At 40.1% G+C, this 21,930-nt stretch carries 27 protein-coding genes; all 27 read right to left on the minus strand.

Going from position 1 to position 21,930, the window contains the following annotated elements; genetic code table 11:
• The gene (rpsE, locus tag BAZO_RS11570; protein WP_003331712.1) at nt 1–501 is read right to left on the minus strand and encodes a 30S ribosomal protein S5; all 501 of its coding nucleotides are present in this window, start codon (nt 499–501) and stop codon (nt 1–3) included.
• Between the two features lie 19 nt (nt 502–520).
• Nucleotides 521–883 (minus strand): 50S ribosomal protein L18, encoded by a 363-nt coding sequence (gene rplR / locus BAZO_RS11575; protein ID WP_003331713.1) that lies wholly within the window; start codon nt 881–883, stop codon nt 521–523.
• A 35-nt stretch (nt 884–918) separates the two neighbouring features.
• Nucleotides 919–1,458 carry a 50S ribosomal protein L6 gene (gene rplF / locus BAZO_RS11580; RefSeq protein ID WP_003331714.1) on the minus strand — a complete coding sequence of 180 codons (540 nt, stop codon included), beginning with the start codon at nt 1,456–1,458 and terminating at the stop codon, nt 919–921.
• Nucleotides 1,459–1,487: 29 nt separating this feature from the next.
• The gene (rpsH, locus tag BAZO_RS11585; RefSeq protein ID WP_003331715.1) at nt 1,488–1,886 is read right to left on the minus strand and encodes a 30S ribosomal protein S8; all 399 of its coding nucleotides are present in this window, start codon (nt 1,884–1,886) and stop codon (nt 1,488–1,490) included.
• 29 nt (nt 1,887–1,915) lie between these two features.
• Nucleotides 1,916–2,101 carry a type Z 30S ribosomal protein S14 gene (locus BAZO_RS11590; protein ID WP_003331716.1) on the minus strand — a complete coding sequence of 62 codons (186 nt, stop codon included), beginning with the start codon at nt 2,099–2,101 and terminating at the stop codon, nt 1,916–1,918.
• A 19-nt stretch (nt 2,102–2,120) separates the two neighbouring features.
• On the minus strand, nt 2,121–2,660 hold the full coding sequence (rplE, locus tag BAZO_RS11595) for a 50S ribosomal protein L5 (RefSeq protein ID WP_003331717.1): 540 nt from the start codon (nt 2,658–2,660) through the stop codon (nt 2,121–2,123).
• A 26-nt stretch (nt 2,661–2,686) separates the two neighbouring features.
• On the minus strand, nt 2,687–2,998 hold the full coding sequence (gene rplX, locus BAZO_RS11600) for a 50S ribosomal protein L24 (RefSeq protein WP_003331718.1): 312 nt from the start codon (nt 2,996–2,998) through the stop codon (nt 2,687–2,689).
• 36 nt (nt 2,999–3,034) lie between these two features.
• Nucleotides 3,035–3,403: a 50S ribosomal protein L14 gene (rplN, locus tag BAZO_RS11605; protein WP_003331719.1), complete on the minus strand. Its 369-nt coding sequence runs from the start codon at nt 3,401–3,403 to the stop codon at nt 3,035–3,037.
• 47 nt (nt 3,404–3,450) lie between these two features.
• Entirely contained in the window at nt 3,451–3,714 is a 264-nt protein-coding gene (gene rpsQ, locus BAZO_RS11610; protein ID WP_003331720.1) for a 30S ribosomal protein S17, read from the minus strand.
• Nucleotides 3,715–3,734: 20 nt separating this feature from the next.
• Entirely contained in the window at nt 3,735–3,938 is a 204-nt protein-coding gene (rpmC, locus tag BAZO_RS11615; RefSeq protein ID WP_003331721.1) for a 50S ribosomal protein L29, read from the minus strand.
• Nucleotides 3,928–4,362 (minus strand): 50S ribosomal protein L16, encoded by a 435-nt coding sequence (rplP, locus tag BAZO_RS11620; RefSeq protein WP_003331722.1) that lies wholly within the window; start codon nt 4,360–4,362, stop codon nt 3,928–3,930. Before rplP ends, rpmC begins: the two co-directional genes overlap by 11 nt.
• Nucleotides 4,362–5,030: a 30S ribosomal protein S3 gene (gene rpsC / locus BAZO_RS11625; protein WP_003331724.1), complete on the minus strand. Its 669-nt coding sequence runs from the start codon at nt 5,028–5,030 to the stop codon at nt 4,362–4,364. Before rpsC ends, rplP begins: the two co-directional genes overlap by 1 nt.
• 12 nt (nt 5,031–5,042) lie before the next feature.
• Nucleotides 5,043–5,384 carry a 50S ribosomal protein L22 gene (rplV, locus tag BAZO_RS11630; RefSeq protein WP_035198184.1) on the minus strand — a complete coding sequence of 114 codons (342 nt, stop codon included), beginning with the start codon at nt 5,382–5,384 and terminating at the stop codon, nt 5,043–5,045.
• Between the two features lie 18 nt (nt 5,385–5,402).
• Nucleotides 5,403–5,681: a 30S ribosomal protein S19 gene (rpsS, locus tag BAZO_RS11635; protein ID WP_003331726.1), complete on the minus strand. Its 279-nt coding sequence runs from the start codon at nt 5,679–5,681 to the stop codon at nt 5,403–5,405.
• A 57-nt stretch (nt 5,682–5,738) separates the two neighbouring features.
• Nucleotides 5,739–6,569 carry a 50S ribosomal protein L2 gene (gene rplB, locus BAZO_RS11640; RefSeq protein ID WP_003331727.1) on the minus strand — a complete coding sequence of 277 codons (831 nt, stop codon included), beginning with the start codon at nt 6,567–6,569 and terminating at the stop codon, nt 5,739–5,741.
• 26 nt (nt 6,570–6,595) lie between these two features.
• On the minus strand, nt 6,596–6,883 hold the full coding sequence (gene rplW / locus BAZO_RS11645) for a 50S ribosomal protein L23 (protein WP_003331728.1): 288 nt from the start codon (nt 6,881–6,883) through the stop codon (nt 6,596–6,598).
• A complete protein-coding gene (gene rplD / locus BAZO_RS11650; RefSeq protein ID WP_003331729.1) occupies nt 6,883–7,506 on the minus strand; it encodes a 50S ribosomal protein L4 in 624 nt (207 codons plus the stop codon). Before rplD ends, rplW begins: the two co-directional genes overlap by 1 nt.
• Before the next feature lie 23 nt (nt 7,507–7,529).
• A complete protein-coding gene (rplC, locus tag BAZO_RS11655; protein WP_003331730.1) occupies nt 7,530–8,162 on the minus strand; it encodes a 50S ribosomal protein L3 in 633 nt (210 codons plus the stop codon).
• 39 nt (nt 8,163–8,201) lie between these two features.
• Nucleotides 8,202–8,510: a 30S ribosomal protein S10 gene (gene rpsJ, locus BAZO_RS11660; RefSeq protein ID WP_003331731.1), complete on the minus strand. Its 309-nt coding sequence runs from the start codon at nt 8,508–8,510 to the stop codon at nt 8,202–8,204.
• 314 nt (nt 8,511–8,824) lie between these two features.
• On the minus strand, nt 8,825–10,012 hold the full coding sequence (tuf, locus tag BAZO_RS11665; RefSeq protein ID WP_003331733.1) for an elongation factor Tu: 1,188 nt from the start codon (nt 10,010–10,012) through the stop codon (nt 8,825–8,827).
• 126 nt (nt 10,013–10,138) lie between these two features.
• Entirely contained in the window at nt 10,139–12,217 is a 2,079-nt protein-coding gene (fusA, locus tag BAZO_RS11670; RefSeq protein WP_003331734.1) for an elongation factor G, read from the minus strand.
• A gap of 45 nt (nt 12,218–12,262) precedes the next feature.
• Complete coding sequence (gene rpsG / locus BAZO_RS11675) at nt 12,263–12,733, minus strand: 30S ribosomal protein S7 (protein ID WP_003331735.1); 471 nt, start codon at nt 12,731–12,733, stop codon at nt 12,263–12,265.
• Nucleotides 12,734–12,773: 40 nt separating this feature from the next.
• The gene (gene rpsL / locus BAZO_RS11680) at nt 12,774–13,196 is read right to left on the minus strand and encodes a 30S ribosomal protein S12 (RefSeq protein ID WP_003331736.1); all 423 of its coding nucleotides are present in this window, start codon (nt 13,194–13,196) and stop codon (nt 12,774–12,776) included.
• A 107-nt stretch (nt 13,197–13,303) separates the two neighbouring features.
• Nucleotides 13,304–13,552 carry a 50S ribosomal protein L7ae-like protein gene (locus BAZO_RS11685; protein ID WP_003331737.1) on the minus strand — a complete coding sequence of 83 codons (249 nt, stop codon included), beginning with the start codon at nt 13,550–13,552 and terminating at the stop codon, nt 13,304–13,306.
• Nucleotides 13,553–13,633: 81 nt separating this feature from the next.
• Nucleotides 13,634–17,248 (minus strand): DNA-directed RNA polymerase subunit beta', encoded by a 3,615-nt coding sequence (gene rpoC / locus BAZO_RS11690; protein ID WP_003331738.1) that lies wholly within the window; start codon nt 17,246–17,248, stop codon nt 13,634–13,636.
• 98 nt (nt 17,249–17,346) lie between these two features.
• A complete protein-coding gene (gene rpoB, locus BAZO_RS11695) occupies nt 17,347–20,907 on the minus strand; it encodes a DNA-directed RNA polymerase subunit beta (protein WP_039957468.1) in 3,561 nt (1,186 codons plus the stop codon).
• A gap of 267 nt (nt 20,908–21,174) precedes the next feature.
• On the minus strand, nt 21,175–21,777 hold the full coding sequence (locus BAZO_RS11700) for a class I SAM-dependent methyltransferase (protein ID WP_003331740.1): 603 nt from the start codon (nt 21,775–21,777) through the stop codon (nt 21,175–21,177).
• Between the last annotated feature and the right edge of the window lie 153 nt (nt 21,778–21,930).

A 21,930-nucleotide genomic window follows, 5' to 3' on the forward strand; every position in this document is an offset into this window, starting at 1 on the left:
TTATCCTAACAGTTCTTCTACCGTTTTGCCACGTAACTTCGCAACTTCATTAGCACGTTTAAGATCTTTTAAACCTTCAACTGTTGCACGTACCATATTAATTGGGTTATTAGAACCTAATGATTTAGAAAGGATGTCACCCACACCAGCTAATTCTAGTACGGCACGAACAGGACCACCAGCGATAACTCCTGTACCTTCAGAAGCAGGCTTTAATAATACATTACCTGCACCAAATCGACCGATAACCTCATGCGGAATTGTAGTTCCGACGATAGGTACATTGATTAAGTTTTTCTTAGCATCTTCGATTGCTTTACGAATTGCATCAGGAACTTCTTGTGCTTTACCAGTTCCGAAACCTACATGACCATTTTTATCACCAACAACGACTAGCGCAGCAAAGCGGAAGCGACGACCACCTTTAACAACTTTTGCAACACGGTTAACCGTAACCACGCGCTCTTCAAGCTCTAATTTATTTGGATCAACAAGACGCATTTATTTCCCTCCCTTGTAATTAGAATTCAAGACCAGCTTCACGAGCAGATTCTGCTAAAGCTTTGATTCTTCCATGATATAAGTAGCCGCCACGATCAAAGACTACCTCTTTAACACCTTTTTCAAGTGCACGTTTCGCAACTAATTCACCGATCTTTTGAGCTGCTTCAACGTTTCCAGTTGATTCAAGACTTAAATCTTTTTCAACAGTAGATGCACTAGCTAATGTAACTTTATTAACATCATCGATTAATTGAGCATAAATATGCTGATTTGAACGATATACGTTTAAACGTGGGCGCTGTGGTGTTCCGCTTACTTTAGCACGAACACGACCATGTCTTTTCTTACGCACAGCATTTTTGTCTAGCTTAGTAATCATTCCGGATTCACTCCTTTCTTCTACTTTAAGAAGCGTTATTTCTTAGCAGTTTTACCTTCTTTACGACGTACGAATTCACCTTCGTAACGAATACCTTTACCTTTATATGGCTCTGGTGGACGAACTGCTCTAATATTTGAAGCAATTGCGCCAACGCGCTCTTTATCAATACCTTTAACAATGATCTTTGTATTAGAAGGAACTTCGATTTCGATGCCTTCTTCTGGCTGAATTTCTACTGGATGAGAATAACCAACGTTAAGAACTAGTTTGCTACCAGCCTTAGAAGCACGGTAACCAACCCCGATTAAATCAAGAGTTTTCTGGTAGCCGTTAGTTACACCTTCAACCATATTTCCAAGGATTGCACGTGTTGTACCGTGTAAAGAACGATGTTCTTTATTGTCTGTTGGACGTTCAACTGTAAGAACATTGTCTTCAACTTTAATTGTCATTTCAGGATTAAAAGCACGTGTTAACTCGCCCTTAGGTCCTTTTACTGTAATCACGTTACTGTTGTTTGTTAAAGTAACGCCTTGTGGAATCTCAAGTATTTTCTTACCAATACGAGACATTTATTGCACCTCCATTCATGAAAAAAATCTTACCAAACGTATGCTAGGATTTCTCCGCCAACTTGTTTTGCACGAGCATCTTTATCTGTTAAAACACCGCTAGATGTTGAAACAATTGCAATACCTAATCCGTTAAGTACGCGAGGTACTTCGTTAGCTTTTGCATAAACACGTAAACCAGGTTTACTAATACGTTTCAAACCAGTAATTACACGCTCATTGTTTGCGCCGTACTTAAGGAAAATACGGATAATTCCTTGTTTGTTGTCTTCGATATACTCAACGTCACGTACAAATCCTTCGCTCTTAAGGATTTCAGCGATATCTCTCTTAAGTTTTGATGCAGGGATTTCTAACTTCTCGTGACGAACCATATTCGCATTACGGATGCGAGTAAGCATATCTGCAATTGGATCAGTCATAACCATATTATTTACCTCCTTCCCAAATTAAGGGTTTACCAACTTGCTTTTTTAACACCAGGGATTTGACCTGCGTATGCTAATTCACGGAAACAAATACGGCAAAGTTTGAATTTGCGTAATACTGAATGCGGACGACCACAGCGTTCACAACGAGTATATTCTTGAACAGCAAACTTTTGCTTGCGTTTTTGCTTAACGATCATTGATTTTTTGGCCACGAATTTCCCTCCTTTTTAATTACTTTTGAAACGGCATGCCCATTTGAGTTAATAACTCACGAGCTTCTTCATCTGTATTAGCAGTAGTAACAATAACAATGTCCATACCGCGTACTTTAGATACTTTATCGTAATCAATTTCAGGGAAAATTAACTGCTCTTTAACACCTAGTGTATAGTTACCACGGCCATCGAATGATTTCTTAGATACACCTCTAAAGTCACGAACACGAGGTAAAGAAACAGAAACTAATTTATCTAAGAATTGATACATACGTTCACCACGAAGGGTAACTTTCGCACCGATAGGCATTCCTTCACGTAATCTAAAACCTGCAATTGACTTTTTCGCTCTAGTTACAACAGGCTTTTGACCTGTGATAGCAGCTAATTCTTCAACAGCATTATCTAATGCTTTTGAGTTTTGAACTGCATCACCAATACCCATGTTGATAACGATTTTTTCAAGCTTAGGTGCTTGCATAACTGATGTATAGCTAAACTTGCTCACAAGAGCTGGAACAACTTCTTTATTGTACTTTTCTTTTAGGCGATTCACTAGTCGCGACCTCCTTTCTTTACAAACTATTTATCTAATACTTCACCTGATTTTTTTGCAATACGTACTTTCTTACCATCAACAACTTTGTAACCTACACGAGTAGGATTGCCAGTCTTTGGATCGATTGGCATTACATTTGATACATGAATAGGTGCCTCTTGGCTCATGATTCCACCTTGAGGATTCATTTGAGATGGCTTTGAGTGTTTTTTAATAACGTTCACGCCTTCTACTAAGACACGGTCCTTTTTCGGATATGCTTCAAGGATTACACCTTGTTTGCCCTTGTCTTTACCAGAGATCACTTGTACCTTATCACCTTTTTTTACATGCATCTTATAGCACCTCCTTCAAGGCAAAAAATAAGATCTTTATAGTACTTCTGGAGCTAATGAAACAATTTTCATAAAATTTCTTTCACGTAACTCACGAGCCACTGGGCCAAAGATACGTGTACCACGTGGACTCTTGTCATCACGGATAATTACACATGCATTTTCATCAAAACGAATATATGAGCCGTCTCCACGACGTGCACCACTCTTTGTGCGTACAATTACAGCTTTAACAACGTCACCTTTTTTGACAACGCCTCCTGGTGTTGCTTGCTTGACAGTACATACAATAACATCACCGATATTAGCTGTCTTTTTGCCAGAGCCACCAAGAACTTTGATTGTTAAAACTTCACGTGCACCTGAGTTGTCAGCAACTTTTAATCGAGTTTCCTGTTGAATCATCGATTAGTACCTCCTTTCGGAACACAAATTATAACCGAACTTTATTGTTAGATAATTACTGCTTCTTCTACTACTTCAACTAAACGGAATCGCTTTGTAGCTGAAAGCGGACGAGTTTCCATGATCTTTACAATATCACCAATTTTAGCTTGGTTGTTCTCATCATGAGCTTTATACTTTTTAGAGTATTTAACACGCTTGCCGTATAGTGAATGTTTTTTGTAAGTTTCAACTACTACAGTGATCGTTTTATCCATTTTGTCGGATACAACACGACCGACATATACCTTACGTTGGTTGCGTTCACTCATTTACGCTAACCTCCTCTCGATTATCGATTGTTAACACCAAGTTCTCTTTCGCGAATAATCGTCTTCATACGAGCAATCGCCTTGCGTACCTCACGAATACGAGTAGTGTTCTCTAATTGACCAGTCGCAAGCTGGAAACGAAGGTTAAATAATTCTTCTTTTAAAGATTTTACTTTTTGTTCAACTTCGGCAGTGGTTAAATCACGGATTTCATTAGCCTTCATTAGTTTCACCACCAATATCTTCGCGTTTTACAAACTTACATTTAACAGGTAACTTGTGTGCAGCAAGACGTAAAGCTTCACGTGCTACTTCTTCAGATACACCTGCAATTTCAAACATAACTTTTCCTGGTTTTACTACCGCTACCCAACCTTCTGGAGCACCTTTACCGGAACCCATACGTACTTCTAATGGTTTCGCTGTAAATGGCTTAGATGGGAAGATTTTAATCCAAACTTTACCGCCACGTTTCATATAACGAGTCATTGCACGACGAGCAGCTTCAATTTGACGGTTAGAGATCCAAGATCCTTCAAGTGATTGTAAACCGAACTCACCGAAGTGTACTTCAGTACCGCCTTTAGCGCGACCACGCATATTTCCGCGGTGTTCTCTACGATACTTAACGCGTTTTGGTAATAACATTATTGGTTTCCTCCTTCCTCATCTTTCGTTGCTCTTTTCTTAGTAGGAAGAACTTCACCACGATAGATCCATACTTTAACACCTAACTTACCATAAGTAGTGTCAGCTTCTGCAGTACCATAGTCGATATCCGCACGTAATGTATGAAGTGGTACAGTACCCTCACTATAATGTTCTGAACGAGCGATGTCAGCTCCGCCTAAACGACCTGATACCATTGTTCTGATTCCTTTTGCACCAGCACGCATAGCACGTTGGATAGCTTGCTTTTGTGCACGACGGAATGATACACGATTTTCTAACTGACGAGCAATATTTTCAGCAACCAATGTTGCATCGATATCAGCTTTTTTAACTTCCATAATGTTAATGTGAACTCGCTTGCCGCTTAATTCGTTAAGTGCTTTACGAAGAGCTTCGACTTCTGTTCCACCTTTACCGATAACCATTCCTGGCTTAGCAGTGTGGATAGCGATATTCACACGGTTTGCAGCACGTTCGATTTCGATTTTAGAAACAGCTGCATCTGATAAACGTTTGCTAATATATTCACGGATTTTAATATCTTCATGTAATAGATCAGCATAATCTTTACCAGCGAACCATCTTGATTCCCAGTCACGAATTATACCAACACGAAGTCCGTTAGGATTTACTTTTTGACCCACTACTATCCCTCCTTACTTTTCAGATACCACTACTGTAATGTGGCTAGTACGTTTGTTGATTGCACTCGCACGTCCTTGTGCACGAGGTCGGAAACGTTTTAAAGTTGGACCTTCATCAACGAATGCTTGAGAAACTACTAAATTATTTACATCCATTTCGTAGTTGTGCTCTGCATTTGCGATAGCTGATTTTAATACCTTCTCGATAACAGGAGAAACTGTTTTTGGCGTATGGCGAAGAATCGCAATAGCTTCACCCACTTGCTTTCCTCTGATTAGATCAATAACCATACGAGCTTTACGAGGAGCAATACGAACAGTTCTCGCGATCGATTTAGCTTGCTTCACTTCCATTCAAGTACCTCCTCTCTACTAACGTCTTGTTTTCTTATCGTCATCCGCATGACCTTTATAAGTGCGGGTAGGAGCAAATTCGCCCAATTTATGACCAACCATATCCTCAGTCACGAATACTGGAACATGCTTGCGTCCATCATAAACAGCAACTGTGTGCCCGATAAATTCTGGAAAAATTGTAGAACGACGAGACCAAGTTTTAATAACTTGTTTTTTGTTAGACTCGTTAAGTCCTTCAACCTTCTTCATTAAATGATCATCGACAAATGGTCCTTTTTTCAAGCTACGACCCATGAATGAACCTCCCTTCGTGATTGCACCACGGTTCTAATGAACCGCAGAACAATCGCGTTATTTTTTACGACGACGAACAATAAATTTGTCTGACGCTTTGTTTTTCTTACGTGTTTTAGCTCCAAGTGTTGGTTTACCCCATGGAGACATAGGTGATTTACGACCGATTGGTGCTTTACCTTCACCACCACCGTGTGGATGGTCATTAGGGTTCATTACAGATCCACGAACAGTAGGACGAATGCCTAACCAACGAGAACGACCTGCTTTACCAACGTTTACTAGTTCATGCTCTAAGTTGCCTACTTGGCCAACTGTTGCACGACATGTCGCTAAGATTTGACGAACCTCACCTGACATTAAACGAACTAATACATATTTACCTTCTTTACCTAATACTTGAGCTTCAGCACCAGCAGAACGAACTAATTGTCCACCGCGACCTGGCTTTAACTCAATATTATGAACCACAGTACCAACCGGGATATTTTGTAATGGTAATGCATTACCAACCTTAATATCCGCTTCCGGACCTGAGAATACTTCTTGACCAACTTTTAAACCTTTTGGCGCAATGATATAACGCTTTTCACCATCAACATAGTTGATTAACGCGATGTTTGCAGTACGGTTTGGATCGTACTCAATAGTAGCAACGCGTCCTGGTATTCCATCTTTATCGCGTTTGAAATCGATTATACGATATTGACGCTTATGTCCGCCACCATGATGACGTGTTGTGATTTTACCTTGGTTATTACGTCCCGCTTTTTTGTGTAACGGTGCAAGTAATGATTTCTCTGGTGTGTCAGTTGTGATTTCAGCGAAATCTAAAACTGTCATACCACGACGACCGTTTGACGTAGGATTATACTTTTTAATCGCCATTTCGGTTTCCCTCCTTCACTATCATTTTATGCTTCGAAGAATTCCAATTCTTTGCTATCAGCAGTTAATTTTACGATTGCTTTTTTACGCTTTGGTGTAGTACCTGTATAGCGACCTACACGCTTAAATCTACCGTCATAATTTTGAACGTTAACTTTTTCAACTTTTACGCCGAAAATTTGCTCAATAGCTTGTTTTACTTCTGTTTTGTTAGCTCTTGTATCTACTTCAAATGTGTATTTCTTTTCACCCATTAATTCAGTAGAACGTTCAGTTATCACGGGGCGCTTAATAATATCACGAGGATCTTTCATTATGCAAGCACCTCCCCAACTTTTTCTGCTGCTTCTTTTGTAATCACCATTTTGTCATGGTTCATTACATCCAAAACATTCACTCCATTAGCGTCTACAACAGTAACACCAGGAATGTTACGTGCTGATAACTCGATTGTTTGATCTGCATCAGCTGTTACGATTAGTACTTTCTTATTTAAAGATAGAGCATTTAACACTTGAACCATGTCTTTTGTTTTTGGTGCTTCAATTGTTAAATTTTCTAGTACTACTACATCATTTCCTAAAACTTTTGTAGAAAGTGCTGATTTAATAGCTAAACGACGTACTTTCTTAGGAAGTTTAAATGAATAACTTCTTGGTGTAGGTCCGAATACAATACCCCCACCTCTCCATTGTGGAGAACGAATTGAACCTTGGCGTGCGCGTCCAGTTCCTTTTTGGCGCCATGGCTTTCTTCCGCCACCGCTTACTTCAGAGCGGTTTTTTACTTTATGTGTACCTTGACGGCGTGTTGCACGTTGCATAATAATTGCATCAAAAAGTACATTGTTGTTTGGCTCAATACCAAAAACCGCATCAGAAAGTTCAATTTCACCTACTTGTGAACCTGCTTGATTATAAAGTGCTACTTTAGGCATCTAATTTCCTCCTTTCCGAACAATTATTTGTTACCTTTAACCGCACTAAGGATTTTTACATAGCTCTTTTTAGCTCCAGGAACATTTCCTTTTACTAAAATAATATTACGTTCTGCATCTACTTTAACAATCTCAAGATTTTGAACAGTAATTTGCTCTCCACCCATCTGTCCAGGTAACAATTTACCTTTGAATACGCGGTTTGGAGCAACTGGTCCCATTGAACCAGGACGACGGTGATAACGAGATCCGTGAGCCATAGGGCCGCGAGATTGGTTATGACGCTTGATCGCACCTTGGAATCCTTTACCTTTTGAAGTTCCTGTAACGTCTACAAGCTCACCTTCTGAAAATAAATCAACTTTGACTTCCTGACCAACTTCATACTCCCCAGCGTTAATACCGCGGATTTCACGGACGAAGCGCTTAGGAGCTGTATTTGCTTTTGCTGCATGACCCTTTTCAGGTTTGTTTGTACGAGATTCCTTTTTGTCAGCGAATCCTAATTGGATTGCCTCGTAACCATCAGTATCAACAGTTTTCTTTTGTAGAACAACGTTTGCTTCAGCTTGAATAACTGTTACTGGGATTAAATCACCGTTTTCAGAAAACACTTGAGTCATACCAATCTTTCTACCTAAGATTCCTTTGGTCATTAGTCACACCTCCTGAATTAATATCGTTTTTATTTTAAATTAAAGTTTAATTTCAATGTCTACACCAGATGGTAAGTCTAAACGCATTAAAGAATCAACAGTTTGTGGTGTTGGATTGATAATGTCGATTAGACGTTTGTGTGTACGCATTTCAAATTGCTCACGAGAATCCTTATATTTGTGTACCGCACGAAGAATTGTGTAAACCGCTTTTTCTGTTGGCAACGGAATCGGACCAGATACTTTTGCACCAGAACGTTTTGCAGTTTCAACAATCTTTTCAGCTGATTGATCAAGAATTCTATGATCGTAAGCCTTTAAACGTATACGAATTTTTTCTTTTGCCATTATTTTCCCTCCTTTATCGCCCATTTTAGAATAGACATACTCCGTGGAAATTTCCTCACACTCGCCATGGCAAAGGGGCCGGGTGTGTCAGCAACCTTCCACATCATAGCTGTAAACGACCAACATTCACTATTATATAAAAAAATACAATAGTTTGCAACAAGAAAAATATTTTATTTACTTCCTTTGTGCACTTTTACAATTATACACACTGGGTAGAGGGAAAACAAGGTGTTTGGCTGATGTCTAACAATTCTAATTAAGAAAAAAAGAAAGCAGTCAGCTAGTGCTGACTGCTTTCTTTTTTGTATTAATTACTCAATGATTGAAGCAACAACGCCAGCGCCTACTGTACGTCCACCTTCACGGATTGAGAATTTTGTACCTTCTTCGATCGCTACTGTAGTGATTAGTTCTACAGTCATTTCGATGTTGTCACCAGGCATAACCATTTCTACTCCTTCTGGTAACTTGATGATTCCAGTTACGTCAGTTGTACGGAAATAGAACTGTGGGCGATAGTTTGAGAAGAATGGAGTATGACGTCCACCTTCTTCTTTTGATAATACGTAAACTTCAGCTTTGAAAGTTTTGTGTGGTGTAATTGAACCTGGCTTAGCAAGTACTTGACCACGTTGGATGTCATCACGTGCAACACCGCGAAGTAATGCACCAATGTTATCTCCAGCTTCAGCATAGTCAAGAAGCTTACGGAACATTTCAACACCAGTTACAGTTGTGCTCTTAGCTTCTTCAGCAAGACCAACGATTTCAACTACGTCACCAACTTTAACTTGGCCACGCTCAACGCGTCCAGTAGCAACTGTACCACGACCAGTGATTGAGAATACGTCCTCAACTGGCATCATAAATGGCTTATCAGTGTCACGAACTGGGTCTGGAATGTAGCTGTCAACAGCATCCATAAGTTCGATGATTTTAGCTTCCCACTCAGCTTCTCCTTCAAGAGCTTTAAGAGCAGAACCTTTAATTACAGGGATATCATCGCCTGGGAAGTCATACTCAGAAAGTAAGTCGCGAACTTCCATTTCTACTAATTCTAATAATTCTTCGTCGTCAACCATGTCACACTTGTTCATGAATACTACAAGGTAAGGAACACCAACTTGACGAGAAAGTAGGATGTGCTCACGAGTTTGTGGCATTGGACCATCAGTAGCAGATACTACTAAGATACCGCCGTCCATTTGAGCCGCACCAGTGATCATGTTTTTAACATAGTCAGCGTGTCCTGGGCAGTCAACGTGTGCGTAGTGACGCTTTTCAGTTTGATATTCTACGTGAGAAGTTGAAATTGTAATTCCACGTTCTTTTTCTTCTGGAGCTCCGTCGATTTGATCATATGCACGAGCTTCTGCACCACCAGACTTAGCAAGTACGTTTGTGATAGCGGCAGTAAGAGTTGTTTTACCATGGTCAACGTGTCCAATTGTCCCGATATTAACATGCGGTTTTGAACGGTCAAATTTAGCTTTTGCCATTAGAGATTTCCTCCTTAAAATTTATAATGATTTATTGTTTTTTTATATATGTAAGGGGCGGGAATTCAAGGAATTCCCAATTACCAACTTACTATAAAATTTAAATTAATGCAATATTAATGCTGATTATGCACCAGTATTTTTCTTGATAATTTCTTCAGCGATTGACTTAGGAACCTCTTCGTAATGATCAAAGTGCATTGAGTAAGTTCCGCGTCCTTGAGTGTTTGAACGTAATGCAGTTGCATAACCAAACATTTCAGAAAGTGGAACCATAGAACGAACTACTTGTGCGTTACCACGAGCTTCCATACCTTCAACGCGACCACGGCGTGAAGTTACATCCCCCATGATATCACCCATGTATTCTTCTGGTACTGTAATTTCAACTTTCATCATAGGCTCTAAAAGAACTGGGTTACATTTTGTTTTAGCGTTTTTAAGTGCAAGTGATGCTGCAACTTTAAACGCCATTTCGTTTGAGTCTACATCATGGTATGAACCATCGAATAATGTAGCTTTAACATCGATTAATGGATAGCCAGCAAGGATACCGTTCTGTAATGCATCTTCTAATCCTGATTGGATTGCTGGTACGTATTCTCTTGGAACTACACCACCGACGATAGCATTAACAAATTCAAATCCTTTACCTTCTTCATTAGGCTCGAATTTAATCCATACGTGACCGTATTGTCCACGTCCACCTGACTGACGTACAAACTTACCTTCTACCTCAGCAGCTTGACGGAGTGTTTCACGGTAAGAAACCTGTGGTGCACCCACGTTAGCTTCAACCTTAAATTCGCGTCTCATACGATCAACGATGATATCTAAGTGAAGCTCACCCATACCAGAAATGATAGTTTGTCCTGTTTCTGGGTTTGTTTCTGTACGGAATGTTGGATCCTCTTCAGCAAGCTTTTGAAGTGCAATACCCATCTTATCTTGGTCTGCTTTCGACTTCGGCTCAACTGATAAAGAGATAACCGGTTCTGGGAATTCCATTGATTCTAAGATAACTTGATTCTTTTCATCACAAAGAGTATCACCAGTTGTTGTATCTTTTAAACCAACAGCCGCTGCGATATCCCCGGCATAAACCTGCGGGATTTCTTCACGGTGGTTTGCGTGCATCTGCAGGATACGTCCTACACGTTCACGCTTACCTTTTGTAGAGTTGATTACATATGAACCAGAATTAAGGATACCTGAATACACGCGGAAGAAAGTTAACTTACCAACGTAAGGGTCTGTCATAATCTTAAACGCAAGTGCTGAGAATGGCTCATCATCACTTGCATGGCGCTCAGTCTCTTCTTCTGTATCAGGAAGTGTTCCTTTAATTGAAGGAATATCAATTGGTGCTGGTAAATAATCGATTACAGCATCAAGCATTAATTGAACACCTTTGTTCTTAAATGCAGTACCACAAAGAACTGGGTAGAATTCAACGCTTAATGTACCTTTACGAATAGCTGCTTTAATTTCATCATTAGTAAGCTCTTCACCTTCAAGATACTTCATCATTAATTCTTCATCTAATTCAGCTGCTGCTTCGATTAATTTTCCACGATATTCTTCAGCTAAATCCTTCATATCTTCAGGGATATCAGCTACTGTGATATCTGTTCCAAGGTCATTACCATACATTGTAGCTTTCATTTCGATAAGATCAATAATTCCTCTGAACTCATCTTCAGCTCCGATCGGTAATTGAATTGGATGTGCATTTGCACCTAGGCGATCACGAAGTGTTTTAACTGAATATAAGAAGTCCGCACCCATTTTATCCATTTTGTTAACAAATACAATACGTGGAACTCCATAAGTTGTTGCTTGACGCCAAACTGTTTCAGTTTGCGGTTCTACACCTGATTGTGCATCTAATACTGTTACCGCACCATCTAATACGCGAAGTGAACGTTCAACTTCAACGGTGAAGTCTACGTGTCCTGGTGTATCAATGATGTTAACGCGGTGACCTTTCCACTGTGCTGTTGTTGCAGCAGAAGTGATTGTGATTCCACGCTCTTGCTCCTGCTCCATCCAGTCCATTTGAGAAGCTCCTTCATGAGTTTCTCCAATTTTGTGGATACGGCCAGTATAGAAAAGGATGCGCTCCGTAGTAGTTGTTTTACCGGCATCGATGTGTGCCATGATGCCGATATTACGTGTATTTTCTAAGGAGAACTCTCTAGCCATCTATACTTCTCCTTCCTTTTTAGGAAATTAATTAGTAGGTTTATTTTACCAACGATAGTGTGCGAATGCTTTGTTAGCTTCTGCCATTTTATGTGTATCTTCACGTTTCTTCACTGATGCACCAGTATTGTTAGCAGCATCAAGGATTTCGTTCGCTAAACGCTCTTCCATTGTTTTTTCGCCGCGATTACGTGAATATTGTACTAACCAACGTAATCCTAGAGTACTACGACGCTCAGGACGAACTTCAACTGGAACTTGATAGTTAGCACCACCTACACGGCGTGCACGAACTTCAAGTACGGGCATGATGTTCTTAAGAGCTTGTTCGAATACTTCCTTTGGATCATTGCCAGTACGTTCTTTGATGATATCAAACGCATTATAAAGAATTGTTTGAGCTTTACCTCTTTTACCATCAACCATGATTTGATTGATTAAGCGTGTGATAAGCTTTGAATTGTAAATCGGATCAGGTAATACGTCTCTACGAGTTACAGGACCTTTACGTGGCATATGATACCCTCCCTTCGTTAATTTTATTTAAATGTATCGATTATTTTTTAGCTGCTTTTGGTCTCTTAGTACCATATTTAGAGCGGCCTTGCGCACGGTTGTTAACACCCGCAGTATCTAATGCACCACGTACGATGTGATAACGTACCCCCGGAAGGTCCTTTACACGACCGCCGCGGATTAATACTACACTGTGCTCTTGTAGGTTATGGCCAATTCCTGGAATGTAAGCTGTTACCTCGATTCCATTTGTTAAGCGTACACGAGCATATTTACGTAACGCTGAGTTTGGTTTCTTAGGAGTCATAGTTCCTACACGAGTACAAACACCGCGCTTTTGTGGTGAAGAAAGATCTGTTTGTTCTTTCTTCATGCTGTTATAACCTTTGTTTAACGCAGGAGATTTAGATTTTATAACCTTGCTGCTGCGTCCCTTACGAACTAATTGGTTCATAGTAGGCATTTTGTTTTCCTCCCTTCTTTTTTATGTCCACATATCCAGGTGGTTCATTTTTTAGCCAAAAACAATGTTTTTGTTAGAGCGGCGTAAACCGCTCCACAAAAACATTTTTAGGCTTTTATAGCAACTGTTGCAGCTCCAACTTCGATCCCGCACGCTTTACCAAGCTTTTTCATTGAATCAACTTTCACGACTGGAATTCCATTTTCTTCTGCTGCTAGCAGTACTTTATTTGTCACACGCCGATCAGCATCATCGGCTATGATGACTTCGGATACTTCATTTTCCTTTATGGCTTTAAGAGTTTGTTTTGAACCGATAACAAGACCCTTTGCCTGTGATACTTTATCATAAGACATGTGTAGATATCCTCCAAAGCATCTGTAATAAAAACACCTTTGTTATAGTAACATTCTCAAGAAATAAAGTCAACAGATTATTTATTCTTTTGAGATCAAATCCTTCTCATCTATCGAAGAATGCACACTATCATTCAGCTTATCGTATCTTACCTTTCGATATCTTGTCATTCCTGTACCTGCTGGAACAAGCTTACCGATGATAACATTTTCTTTAAGCCCTAACAGTTCATCGCGCTTTCCTTTGATTGCAGCATCTGTTAACACCCGTGTTGTTTCTTGGAATGAAGCTGCTGATAGGAACGATTCTGTTTCTAGAGATGCCTTAGTTATACCGAGAAGAACCGGTCTTGCGACAGCTGGTCGACCACCCTGCAATAGGACAGATTTATTTGCTTCTTTAAATTGATGGATATCCAGCAATGAACCTGGAAGCACATCACTATCACCAGCATCAACAACACGTACTTTACGAAGCATTTGGCGAACCATAACTTCAACGTGTTTATCACCAATTTCTACCCCTTGCATACGATAAACCTTCTGTACTTCACGCAGCAAGTATTCCTGAACGCCATCCACACCACGAACTTTTAATAATTCCTTAGGATCAATAGAACCTTCAGTTAATTCCTGTCCAGCAACTACTCGGTCACCTTCAGCAACTTTCAGTCTTGAACCGTATGGAGCTGTGTAGGAGCGGCTTTCAACCTGACCTTGAATAACGATTTCTTGTTTATCTTTAACTTCATTAATTTGTGAAACAATCCCTGGTATTTCAGAAATAACTGCTTGACCTTTAGGATTACGTGCTTCAAATAATTCTTGAATACGCGGTAAACCTTGTGTGATGTCATCTCCCGCAACCCCGCCGGTATGGAATGTACGCATCGTTAACTGTGTACCAGGCTCCCCGATTGATTGAGCAGCGATAATACCAACAGCTTCTCCAACTTCCACATCCTGACCAGTTGCCAAGTTGCGACCATAACACTTCTTACAAACACCAGCACGTGTATCGCAAGTAAAGGCTGAACGGATTTTCACCTGTTCTACACCTGAATCCGCAATCTGTGTAGCGATGTCTTCGGTGATTAGCTCATTGCGTTTGATGATGACTTCATTTGTTTCAGGATGCTTAACCGTTTCAAAAGATGTACGTCCAACTAAACGTTCATATAAATTTTCAATTGTTTCTGTACCATCTTTAAGTGCACTGACAATTAGGCCTCGGTCTGTTTTACAGTCATCTTCACGAACGATAACATCCTGTGCAACATCAACAAGACGTCTTGTTAAATAACCTGAGTCGGCTGTCTTTAAGGCAGTATCAGCAAGACCTTTACGAGCACCGTGTGTAGAGATGAAGTACTCTAATACGGTTAAACCTTCACGGAAGCTTGATTTAATCGGTAACTCAATAATTCGACCAGCCGGGTTAGCCATAAGTCCACGCATACCTGCCAGCTGAGTAAAGTTAGAGGCGTTACCACGAGCTCCTGAGTCACTCATCATGAAGATTGGGTTTCTTATATCTAAGCTATCCATTAGTTTCTTTTGGATTTCGTCCTTTGCCGTACTCCAAATTGAGATTACGCGATCATAGCGTTCTTCATCTGTGATTAAACCGCGTCTGAATTGCTTCATAACGTTCGCAATCTTATCTTCGGCTTTCTCAAGGATTTCCTGTTTCTCAGGTAATACTACGATGTCAGCAACCCCAACCGTAATACCAGCTTTAGTAGAATACTTAAAGCCAAGGTCTTTCATGCGGTCTAACATTTTTGAAGTTTCAGTGATATGAAATCTCTTAAATACTTCAGCAATGATGTTTCCTAAATACTTTTTCTTGAAAGGCGATACTAAGTCACGGCTTTCAATCTCTTCTTTAATATTTGTTCCAACTGGGACAAAATATGTTTCAGGCGTTTTAACCTCTAAGTTTTCCTTTGTTGGTTCATTAATGTATGGGAACGATTTTGGCAGGATTTCATTAAAAATCAATTTCCCTACAGTTGTTAATAATAACATTCCATTTTGCTCAGCCGTAAATGTTGAATTGCTCAAGGAACCAGCAGCTACCGCAACACGTGTATGTAAATGCACATAACCGTTATAATAAGCAATCAACGCTTCGTTAGTATCCTTGAAAATCATTCCTTCACCAACGGCGCCAGCACGTTCAATTGTTAAATAGTAATTTCCAAGAACCATATCCTGTGATGGTGTAACAACTGGCTTTCCATCCTTAGGGTTCAAGATGTTTTGAGCGGCAAGCATCAATAACCTCGCCTCAGCTTGTGCTTCAGCAGACAATGGTACGTGAACAGCCATTTGGTCTCCGTCAAAGTCAGCGTTATAAGCTGTACATACTAACGGATGGAGGCGAATTGCACGACCTTCAACAAGTGTAGGTTCAAATGCTTGAATACCTAATCTGTGTAGTGTAGGGGCACGGTTTAATAGAACTGGGTGTTCTTTAATAACCTCTTCCAACACGTCCCAAACCTCAGGCTGAACTCTCTCAATCTTACGCTTAGCGCTCTTAATATTATGAGCCAACCCTTTACCAACAAGTTCCTTCATTACAAACGGCTTAAATAGCTCAAGTGCCATTTCCTTCGGCAATCCACATTGGAACATTTTAAGGTTTGGACCTACTACGATTACGGAACGACCAGAGTAGTCAACACGTTTACCCAAAAGGTTTTGACGGAAACGACCTTGCTTCCCTTTTAACATATGTGACAATGATTTCAACGGACGATTTCCTGGTCCGGTTACAGGTCGACCACGGCGACCATTATCAATTAATGCATCAACCGCTTCCTGCAGCATTCTTTTTTCGTTTTGAACGATAATGCTTGGGGCACCTAAATCTAATAGACGTTTTAGGCGGTTATTACGGTTGATTACCCGACGATATAGGTCGTTAAGGTCAGACGTAGCAAAACGACCACCATCCAATTGAACCATTGGGCGCAATTCCGGCGGAATAACTGGAAGAACATCTAGGATCATCCATGATGGATCATTCCCTGAGTTACGGAATGCTTCAAGAACCTCTAGTCGTTTAATCGCACGTGTACGACGTTGCCCTTGAGCAGTGCGCAATTCTTCTTTTAATTGATCGACTTCTTTATCTAAATCAATATCTTGTAGCAGCTTACGGATCGCTTCTGCACCCATTTGAGCTTGGAAGGATTGACCGTACTTTTCACGGTATGTTCGATATTCCTTCTCTGAAAGCAGCTGTTTCTTTTCTAACGCTGTATTTCCTGCATCTGTTACTACATAAGATGCGAAATAAATAACCTCTTCAAGCGCGCGAGGGGACATGTCCAAAGCTAATCCCATACGGCTTGGAATTCCCTTGAAATACCAAATATGTGATACTGGCGCAGCTAATTCGATATGGCCCATACGGTCACGACGAACTTTGGCACGAGTTACCTCAACACCACAGCGATCACATACAACACCTTTATAACGCACTCTTTTATATTTTCCGCAATGACATTCCCAGTCCTTTGTTGGACCAAAAATACGTTCACAGAATAAGCCGTCTTTTTCCGGCTTTAAAGTACGGTAATTAATTGTTTCCGGTTTTTTCACTTCTCCAAATGACCATGAACGGATTTTATCAGGTGAAGCTAAACCAATTTTCATATATTCAAAATTATTTACATCCAGCAAGGGGCCTACCTCCCTTATAAAGTGAAACTACAGACTGCCTCAGGATTTATGATCTGAGACAGCCTAGTCGTTTTCATTGCAATTATAATTAGTGGTAATTATTCAACAGGTGTAACATCTTTTTCTTCAGTAAGGGTCGATTCATTTGTATCTAATACAGCAACATCGCGACCGTCCTCTTCATCGTCGAAATCGCGTAATTCAATTTCCTCTTCATTACTAGATAACATCTTAACATCCATGCCCAAACTTTGAAGTTCTTTGATTAAAACCTTAAAGGATTCAGGCACCCCTGGTTCAGGTACACTTTCACCTTTAACAATAGCTTCATATGTCTTCACACGTCCCACAACGTCATCAGACTTAACAGTTAAAATTTCTTGTAAAGTATAGGCTGCCCCATATGCTTCAAGCGCCCAAACTTCCATTTCCCCGAAACGCTGTCCGCCAAATTGTGCTTTACCACCAAGCGGCTGTTGCGTAACAAGTGAGTATGGTCCAGTAGAACGAGCATGAAGTTTGTCATCAACCATGTGAGCAAGCTTAATCATATACATGATCCCTACTGAAACACGGTTATCAAACGGTTCACCAGTACGGCCATCGTAAAGGATCGTTTTGGCATCTCTAGCCATCCCAGCCTCTTCGATTGTTGCCCATACATCCTCTTCAGTTGCACCATCAAACACTGGTGAAGCCACATGGATTCCAAGATAACGCGCAGCCATACCTAAGTGCAATTCAAGAACCTGCCCGATATTCATACGAGATGGTACGCCGAGCGGATTTAACATGATATCAATCGGTGTTCCATCCGGTAAGAAAGGCATATCCTCTTCCGGAAGTATTCTTGAAATTACCCCTTTGTTACCATGTCGTCCTGCCATCTTGTCGCCTTCATGAATTTTACGCTTCTGCACGATAAAGACGCGAACTAATTGGTTAACGCCAGGAGGCAATTCATCTCCATCTTCACGGTTGAAGATTCTTACGTCAAGAATAATACCGCCGCCACCATGTGGTACTCGTAATGATGTATCACGTACTTCACGAGCTTTTTCACCGAAAATAGCATGTAGTAATCTTTCTTCAGCTGTTAGTTCTGTTACGCCCTTTGGCGTTACTTTTCCAACTAGCAAATCTCCATCCTTAACCTCAGCACCGATTCGAATTATTCCTCTTTCGTCAAGATTACGGAGTGCATCTTCACCGACATTCGGAATATCTCTTGTGATTTCCTCGGGTCCAAGCTTCGTATCACGTGCTTCAGATTCATACTCTTCAATGTGGATCGATGTATAAACATCATCCTTCACAAGGCGCTCACTCATAATGATGGCATCCTCGTAGTTATATCCGTCCCATGTCATAAAGCCAACTAGCACATTTCGTCCTAGCGCTAGTTCGCCCTTATCCATTGACGGACCATCAGCAAGGATTTCGCCTTTTTTGACTTCATCGCCAACTGTAACAATCGGGCGTTGGTTATAGCATGTTCCTTGGTTTGAACGTTTGAATTTCAACAGTTCATATTTATCAAGGTTTCCTTTTACAGTTTGACCGTCTACCTCTGAATAACGACGAACATGAACAAATCCAGCTTCTACATGTTCAACAATTCCGTCATACTTACAAATAACAGCAGCACCGGAGTCTTTGCCGTCAACATATTCCATACCAGTTCCGACAATTGGTGCTTCCGGATTCATTAATGGAACAGCTTGACGTTGCATGTTCGCTCCCATGAGCGCACGGTTAGAGTCGTCATTTTCTAAGAAAGGAATACACGCAGTCGCTGCAGATACTACCTGTTTAGGCGAAACGTCCATATAGTCTACACGGTCTTTTTTAACTACTGTATTTTCACCACGGAAACGAACAACAACTTCCTCATCGAGGAATTCACCTTCATCTGATAGGAGAGCATTCGCTTGCGCAACAATATAATTATCCTCTTCATCTGCAGTTAAGTAATCGATTTGATTTGTAACCTTACCAGTTTCAGGGTCGACCCTACGATATGGCGTTTCTATAAATCCAAATGTATTTACTTTTGCATAGGAAGATAGTGAGTTAATCAATCCAATATTCGGACCTTCAGGCGTTTCAATCGGACACATACGGCCGTAGTGTGAATAGTGAACATCACGCACTTCAAAGCCGGCACGTTCACGAGTTAAACCACCTGGTCCTAATGCAGATAAACGACGTTTATGAGTCAATTCTGCAAGCGGATTTGTTTGGTCCATAAATTGTGAAAGCTGTGAGCTTCCGAAGAATTCTTTAATCGCCGCGATCACTGGACGTATATTAATTAACGCCTGCGGTGTAATATTATTTGCATCTTGGATAGACATCCGTTCACGTACAACACGTTCCATACGAGACAGACCAATTCTGAATTGGTTTTGTAAAAGTTCTCCAACCGAACGCAAACGACGGTTACCTAAATGGTCAATGTCATCTGTATCCCCTACATGATGTAAAAGATTAAAGAAATAACTGATAGATGCAAGAATATCAGCAGGTGTAATATTTTTTATGCTTACATCGATGTTTGAATTGCCAATGACATTGATCACTTTTTCTCCATCTTGATCCTTTGGAGCAAAAATTTTGATGGATTGAACAGTAATATCTTCATCAATGACGCCGCCATGCGGCTTCAAAACTTTAAAACCGATATTATTTTCAAGATAAGGTAAAATTCTATCAAGCGTACGGCGATCTAACACCGTGCCCTTTTCAACCAACACTTCTCCTGTTTCTGGATCTACTAAAGTTTCAGCAACACGTTGGTTAAATAGACGATTCTTAATATGAAGCTTCTTATTAATCTTGTAACGTCCAACATTTGCCAAGTCATAGCGTTTTGGATCAAAGAAGCGTGAAATTAATAAACTTTTAGCGTTTTCTACTGTAGGTGGTTCACCAGGGCGAAGTCGCTCATAGATTTCTAACAAAGCTTTTTCGGTAGTCTCCGTATTGTCTTTGTCCAGCGTATTTCTTAAATACTCATTCTCACCCAGTAATTCAATAATTTCTTGGTCATTACCAAAGCCAAGAGCACGCAATAGAACTGTTACAGGTAATTTACGCGTACGATCAATACGAACATAAACTACATCTTTAGCATCAGTTTCATATTCAAGCCAAGCTCCACGGTTCGGGATTACAGTCGCTGTAAAGCCCTTTTTACCATTTTTATCAATCTTACCACTATAGTAGACACTTGGTGAGCGAACAAGCTGAGAAACGATAACACGTTCAGCCCCGTTAATAACAAAGGTTCCTGTTTCTGTCATTAAAGGGAAGTCACCCATAAATACATCTTGTTCTTTTACTTCACCTGTTTCCTTGTTGATTAAACGAACCTTCACTCTTAAAGGTGCAGAGTATGTAACATCTCGTTGTTTTGATTCACCAACAGAATATTTTGGCTCACCTAAACTATAATCAATAAATTCAAGTGATAGGTTACCAGTAAAATCCTCAATCGGAGAAATATCTTGGAACATTTCTCTGAGCCCCTCATCTAGGAACCACTGATAAGATGAGAGTTGAATTTCGATAAGATTTGGTAATTCTAGCACCTCGCTAATTCGCGCATAGCTCCTGCGCTGGCGGTGGCGTCCATACTGAATTAGTTGACCCGTCAACTGATTCACCCCTCAAAATAAAACGTTTTATTTTAAAAAGCACAAATATCTTTAATAAAAAGATCTTTGAGCCGTGTTACCGATAAAACAGATCCCTTTTACAAAGAAAAAAGGCTTCTAAACAATCAAAAGCACACTAAAGACAAAAATTCCATTTTATTAGCATTACCAATAGGTATACTTTTATACACTTTGTTGTAAATTTGCCTATTATTGGTGTATACATTCATTGGCATTTTATAATCTTATCACAACGAAAAAAAACCGTCAACTTTTTTTTGATTTTATGATATAATATCCCTTTTTCTTTGCAACAACTTCAACTTCATTAAAAAGAGACTTCAATTTTTCAATGGCAGATGGGGCCCCTTGCTTTTTCTGAATGACAATCCACAGTTCCCCATTATCAGCTAAATGTTGATACGATTGTTCGAAAATTTCGTGGACTACCTTTTTCCCCGCCCGAATCGGGGGGTTGCTGACAATAATGGCAAATGAGTGATCCTTCACATTTTCAAAGAGATTACTTTGGTAAATCAAAACATTATTAATTTTATTCTGTTCGCTGTTTTTTCTTGCTAACTGCAATGCTCTTTCATTTACATCTACCATTTCAACCTGACGATCCAGGTTTTCTTTTGCAAGCGTAAGACCAATCGGCCCATACCCACAGCCTACATCTAATATATTCCCCCGGGTAGCAGGCATCATAATTGAATCGATTAATAATTTTGAACCAAAATCAATTTCACTTTTCGAGAATACTCCTAAGTCTGATGTGAAAATAAAAGAATGGCCTTTGAGTTTATATTCAAAGGTGAAAGGCTTGCTTTCTACGGAAGGATTACTTGAATAGTAATGGTCGGTCATTTGTAATGCACAACCCCCTTTTGATAGTATAAAAAAAAGCTCACTCAAATGAGCAAGCTTTCTCTTTAGAAGATTGAACAAAGATCAAATACGCCTTGGCGTATTTGCGCCCAGATTTTTTCGAGCTTGCTCGAAAAACTACCTTTGAAAATC

Source organism: Schinkia azotoformans LMG 9581 (assembly GCF_000307855.1).
In the GTDB taxonomy this organism is placed as follows: Bacteria; Bacillota; Bacilli; order Bacillales; family Bacillaceae_J; genus Schinkia; species Schinkia azotoformans.

Bases quoted from the DNA above. Each gene is read 5' to 3' on its own strand.
- rpsH (WP_003331715.1), bottom strand. From the start codon at position 1,886: ATGGTTATGACTGATCCAATTGCAGATATGCTTACTCGCATCCGTAAT.
- rplW (WP_003331728.1), bottom strand. From the start codon at position 6,883: ATGAAAGATCCTCGTGATATTATTAAGCGCCCCGTGATAACTGAACGT.
- rplC (WP_003331730.1), bottom strand. From the start codon at position 8,162: ATGACCAAAGGAATCTTAGGTAGAAAGATTGGTATGACTCAAGTGTTT.
- rplV (WP_035198184.1), bottom strand. From the start codon at position 5,384: ATGGAAGTGAAGCAAGCTAAATCGATCGCGAGAACTGTTCGTATTGCT.
- rpsJ (WP_003331731.1), bottom strand. From the start codon at position 8,510: ATGGCAAAAGAAAAAATTCGTATACGTTTAAAGGCTTACGATCATAGA.
- rpsE (WP_003331712.1), bottom strand. From the start codon at position 501: ATGCGTCTTGTTGATCCAAATAAATTAGAGCTTGAAGAGCGCGTGGTT.
- rplX (WP_003331718.1), bottom strand. From the start codon at position 2,998: ATGCATGTAAAAAAAGGTGATAAGGTACAAGTGATCTCTGGTAAAGAC.
- fusA (WP_003331734.1), bottom strand. From the start codon at position 12,217: ATGGCTAGAGAGTTCTCCTTAGAAAATACACGTAATATCGGCATCATG.
- rpsL (WP_003331736.1), bottom strand. From the start codon at position 13,196: ATGCCTACTATGAACCAATTAGTTCGTAAGGGACGCAGCAGCAAGGTT.
- rplB (WP_003331727.1), bottom strand. From the start codon at position 6,569: ATGGCGATTAAAAAGTATAATCCTACGTCAAACGGTCGTCGTGGTATG.
- BAZO_RS11685 (WP_003331737.1), bottom strand. From the start codon at position 13,552: ATGTCTTATGATAAAGTATCACAGGCAAAGGGTCTTGTTATCGGTTCA.
- rplR (WP_003331713.1), bottom strand. From the start codon at position 883: ATGATTACTAAGCTAGACAAAAATGCTGTGCGTAAGAAAAGACATGGT.
- rpsS (WP_003331726.1), bottom strand. From the start codon at position 5,681: ATGGGTCGTAGCTTGAAAAAAGGACCATTTGTCGATGATCATTTAATG.
- rpsQ (WP_003331720.1), bottom strand. From the start codon at position 3,714: ATGAGTGAACGCAACCAACGTAAGGTATATGTCGGTCGTGTTGTATCC.
- rplP (WP_003331722.1), bottom strand. From the start codon at position 4,362: ATGTTATTACCAAAACGCGTTAAGTATCGTAGAGAACACCGCGGAAAT.
- rplF (WP_003331714.1), bottom strand. From the start codon at position 1,458: ATGTCTCGTATTGGTAAGAAAATACTTGAGATTCCACAAGGCGTTACT.
- rpsG (WP_003331735.1), bottom strand. From the start codon at position 12,733: ATGCCACGTAAAGGTCCTGTAACTCGTAGAGACGTATTACCTGATCCG.
- tuf (WP_003331733.1), bottom strand. From the start codon at position 10,012: ATGGCAAAAGCTAAATTTGACCGTTCAAAACCGCATGTTAATATCGGG.
- BAZO_RS11700 (WP_003331740.1), bottom strand. From the start codon at position 21,777: ATGACCGACCATTACTATTCAAGTAATCCTTCCGTAGAAAGCAAGCCT.
- rplN (WP_003331719.1), bottom strand. From the start codon at position 3,403: ATGATTCAACAGGAAACTCGATTAAAAGTTGCTGACAACTCAGGTGCA.
- rpmC (WP_003331721.1), bottom strand. From the start codon at position 3,938: ATGAAGGCTAATGAAATCCGTGATTTAACCACTGCCGAAGTTGAACAA.
- rplD (WP_003331729.1), bottom strand. From the start codon at position 7,506: ATGCCTAAAGTAGCACTTTATAATCAAGCAGGTTCACAAGTAGGTGAA.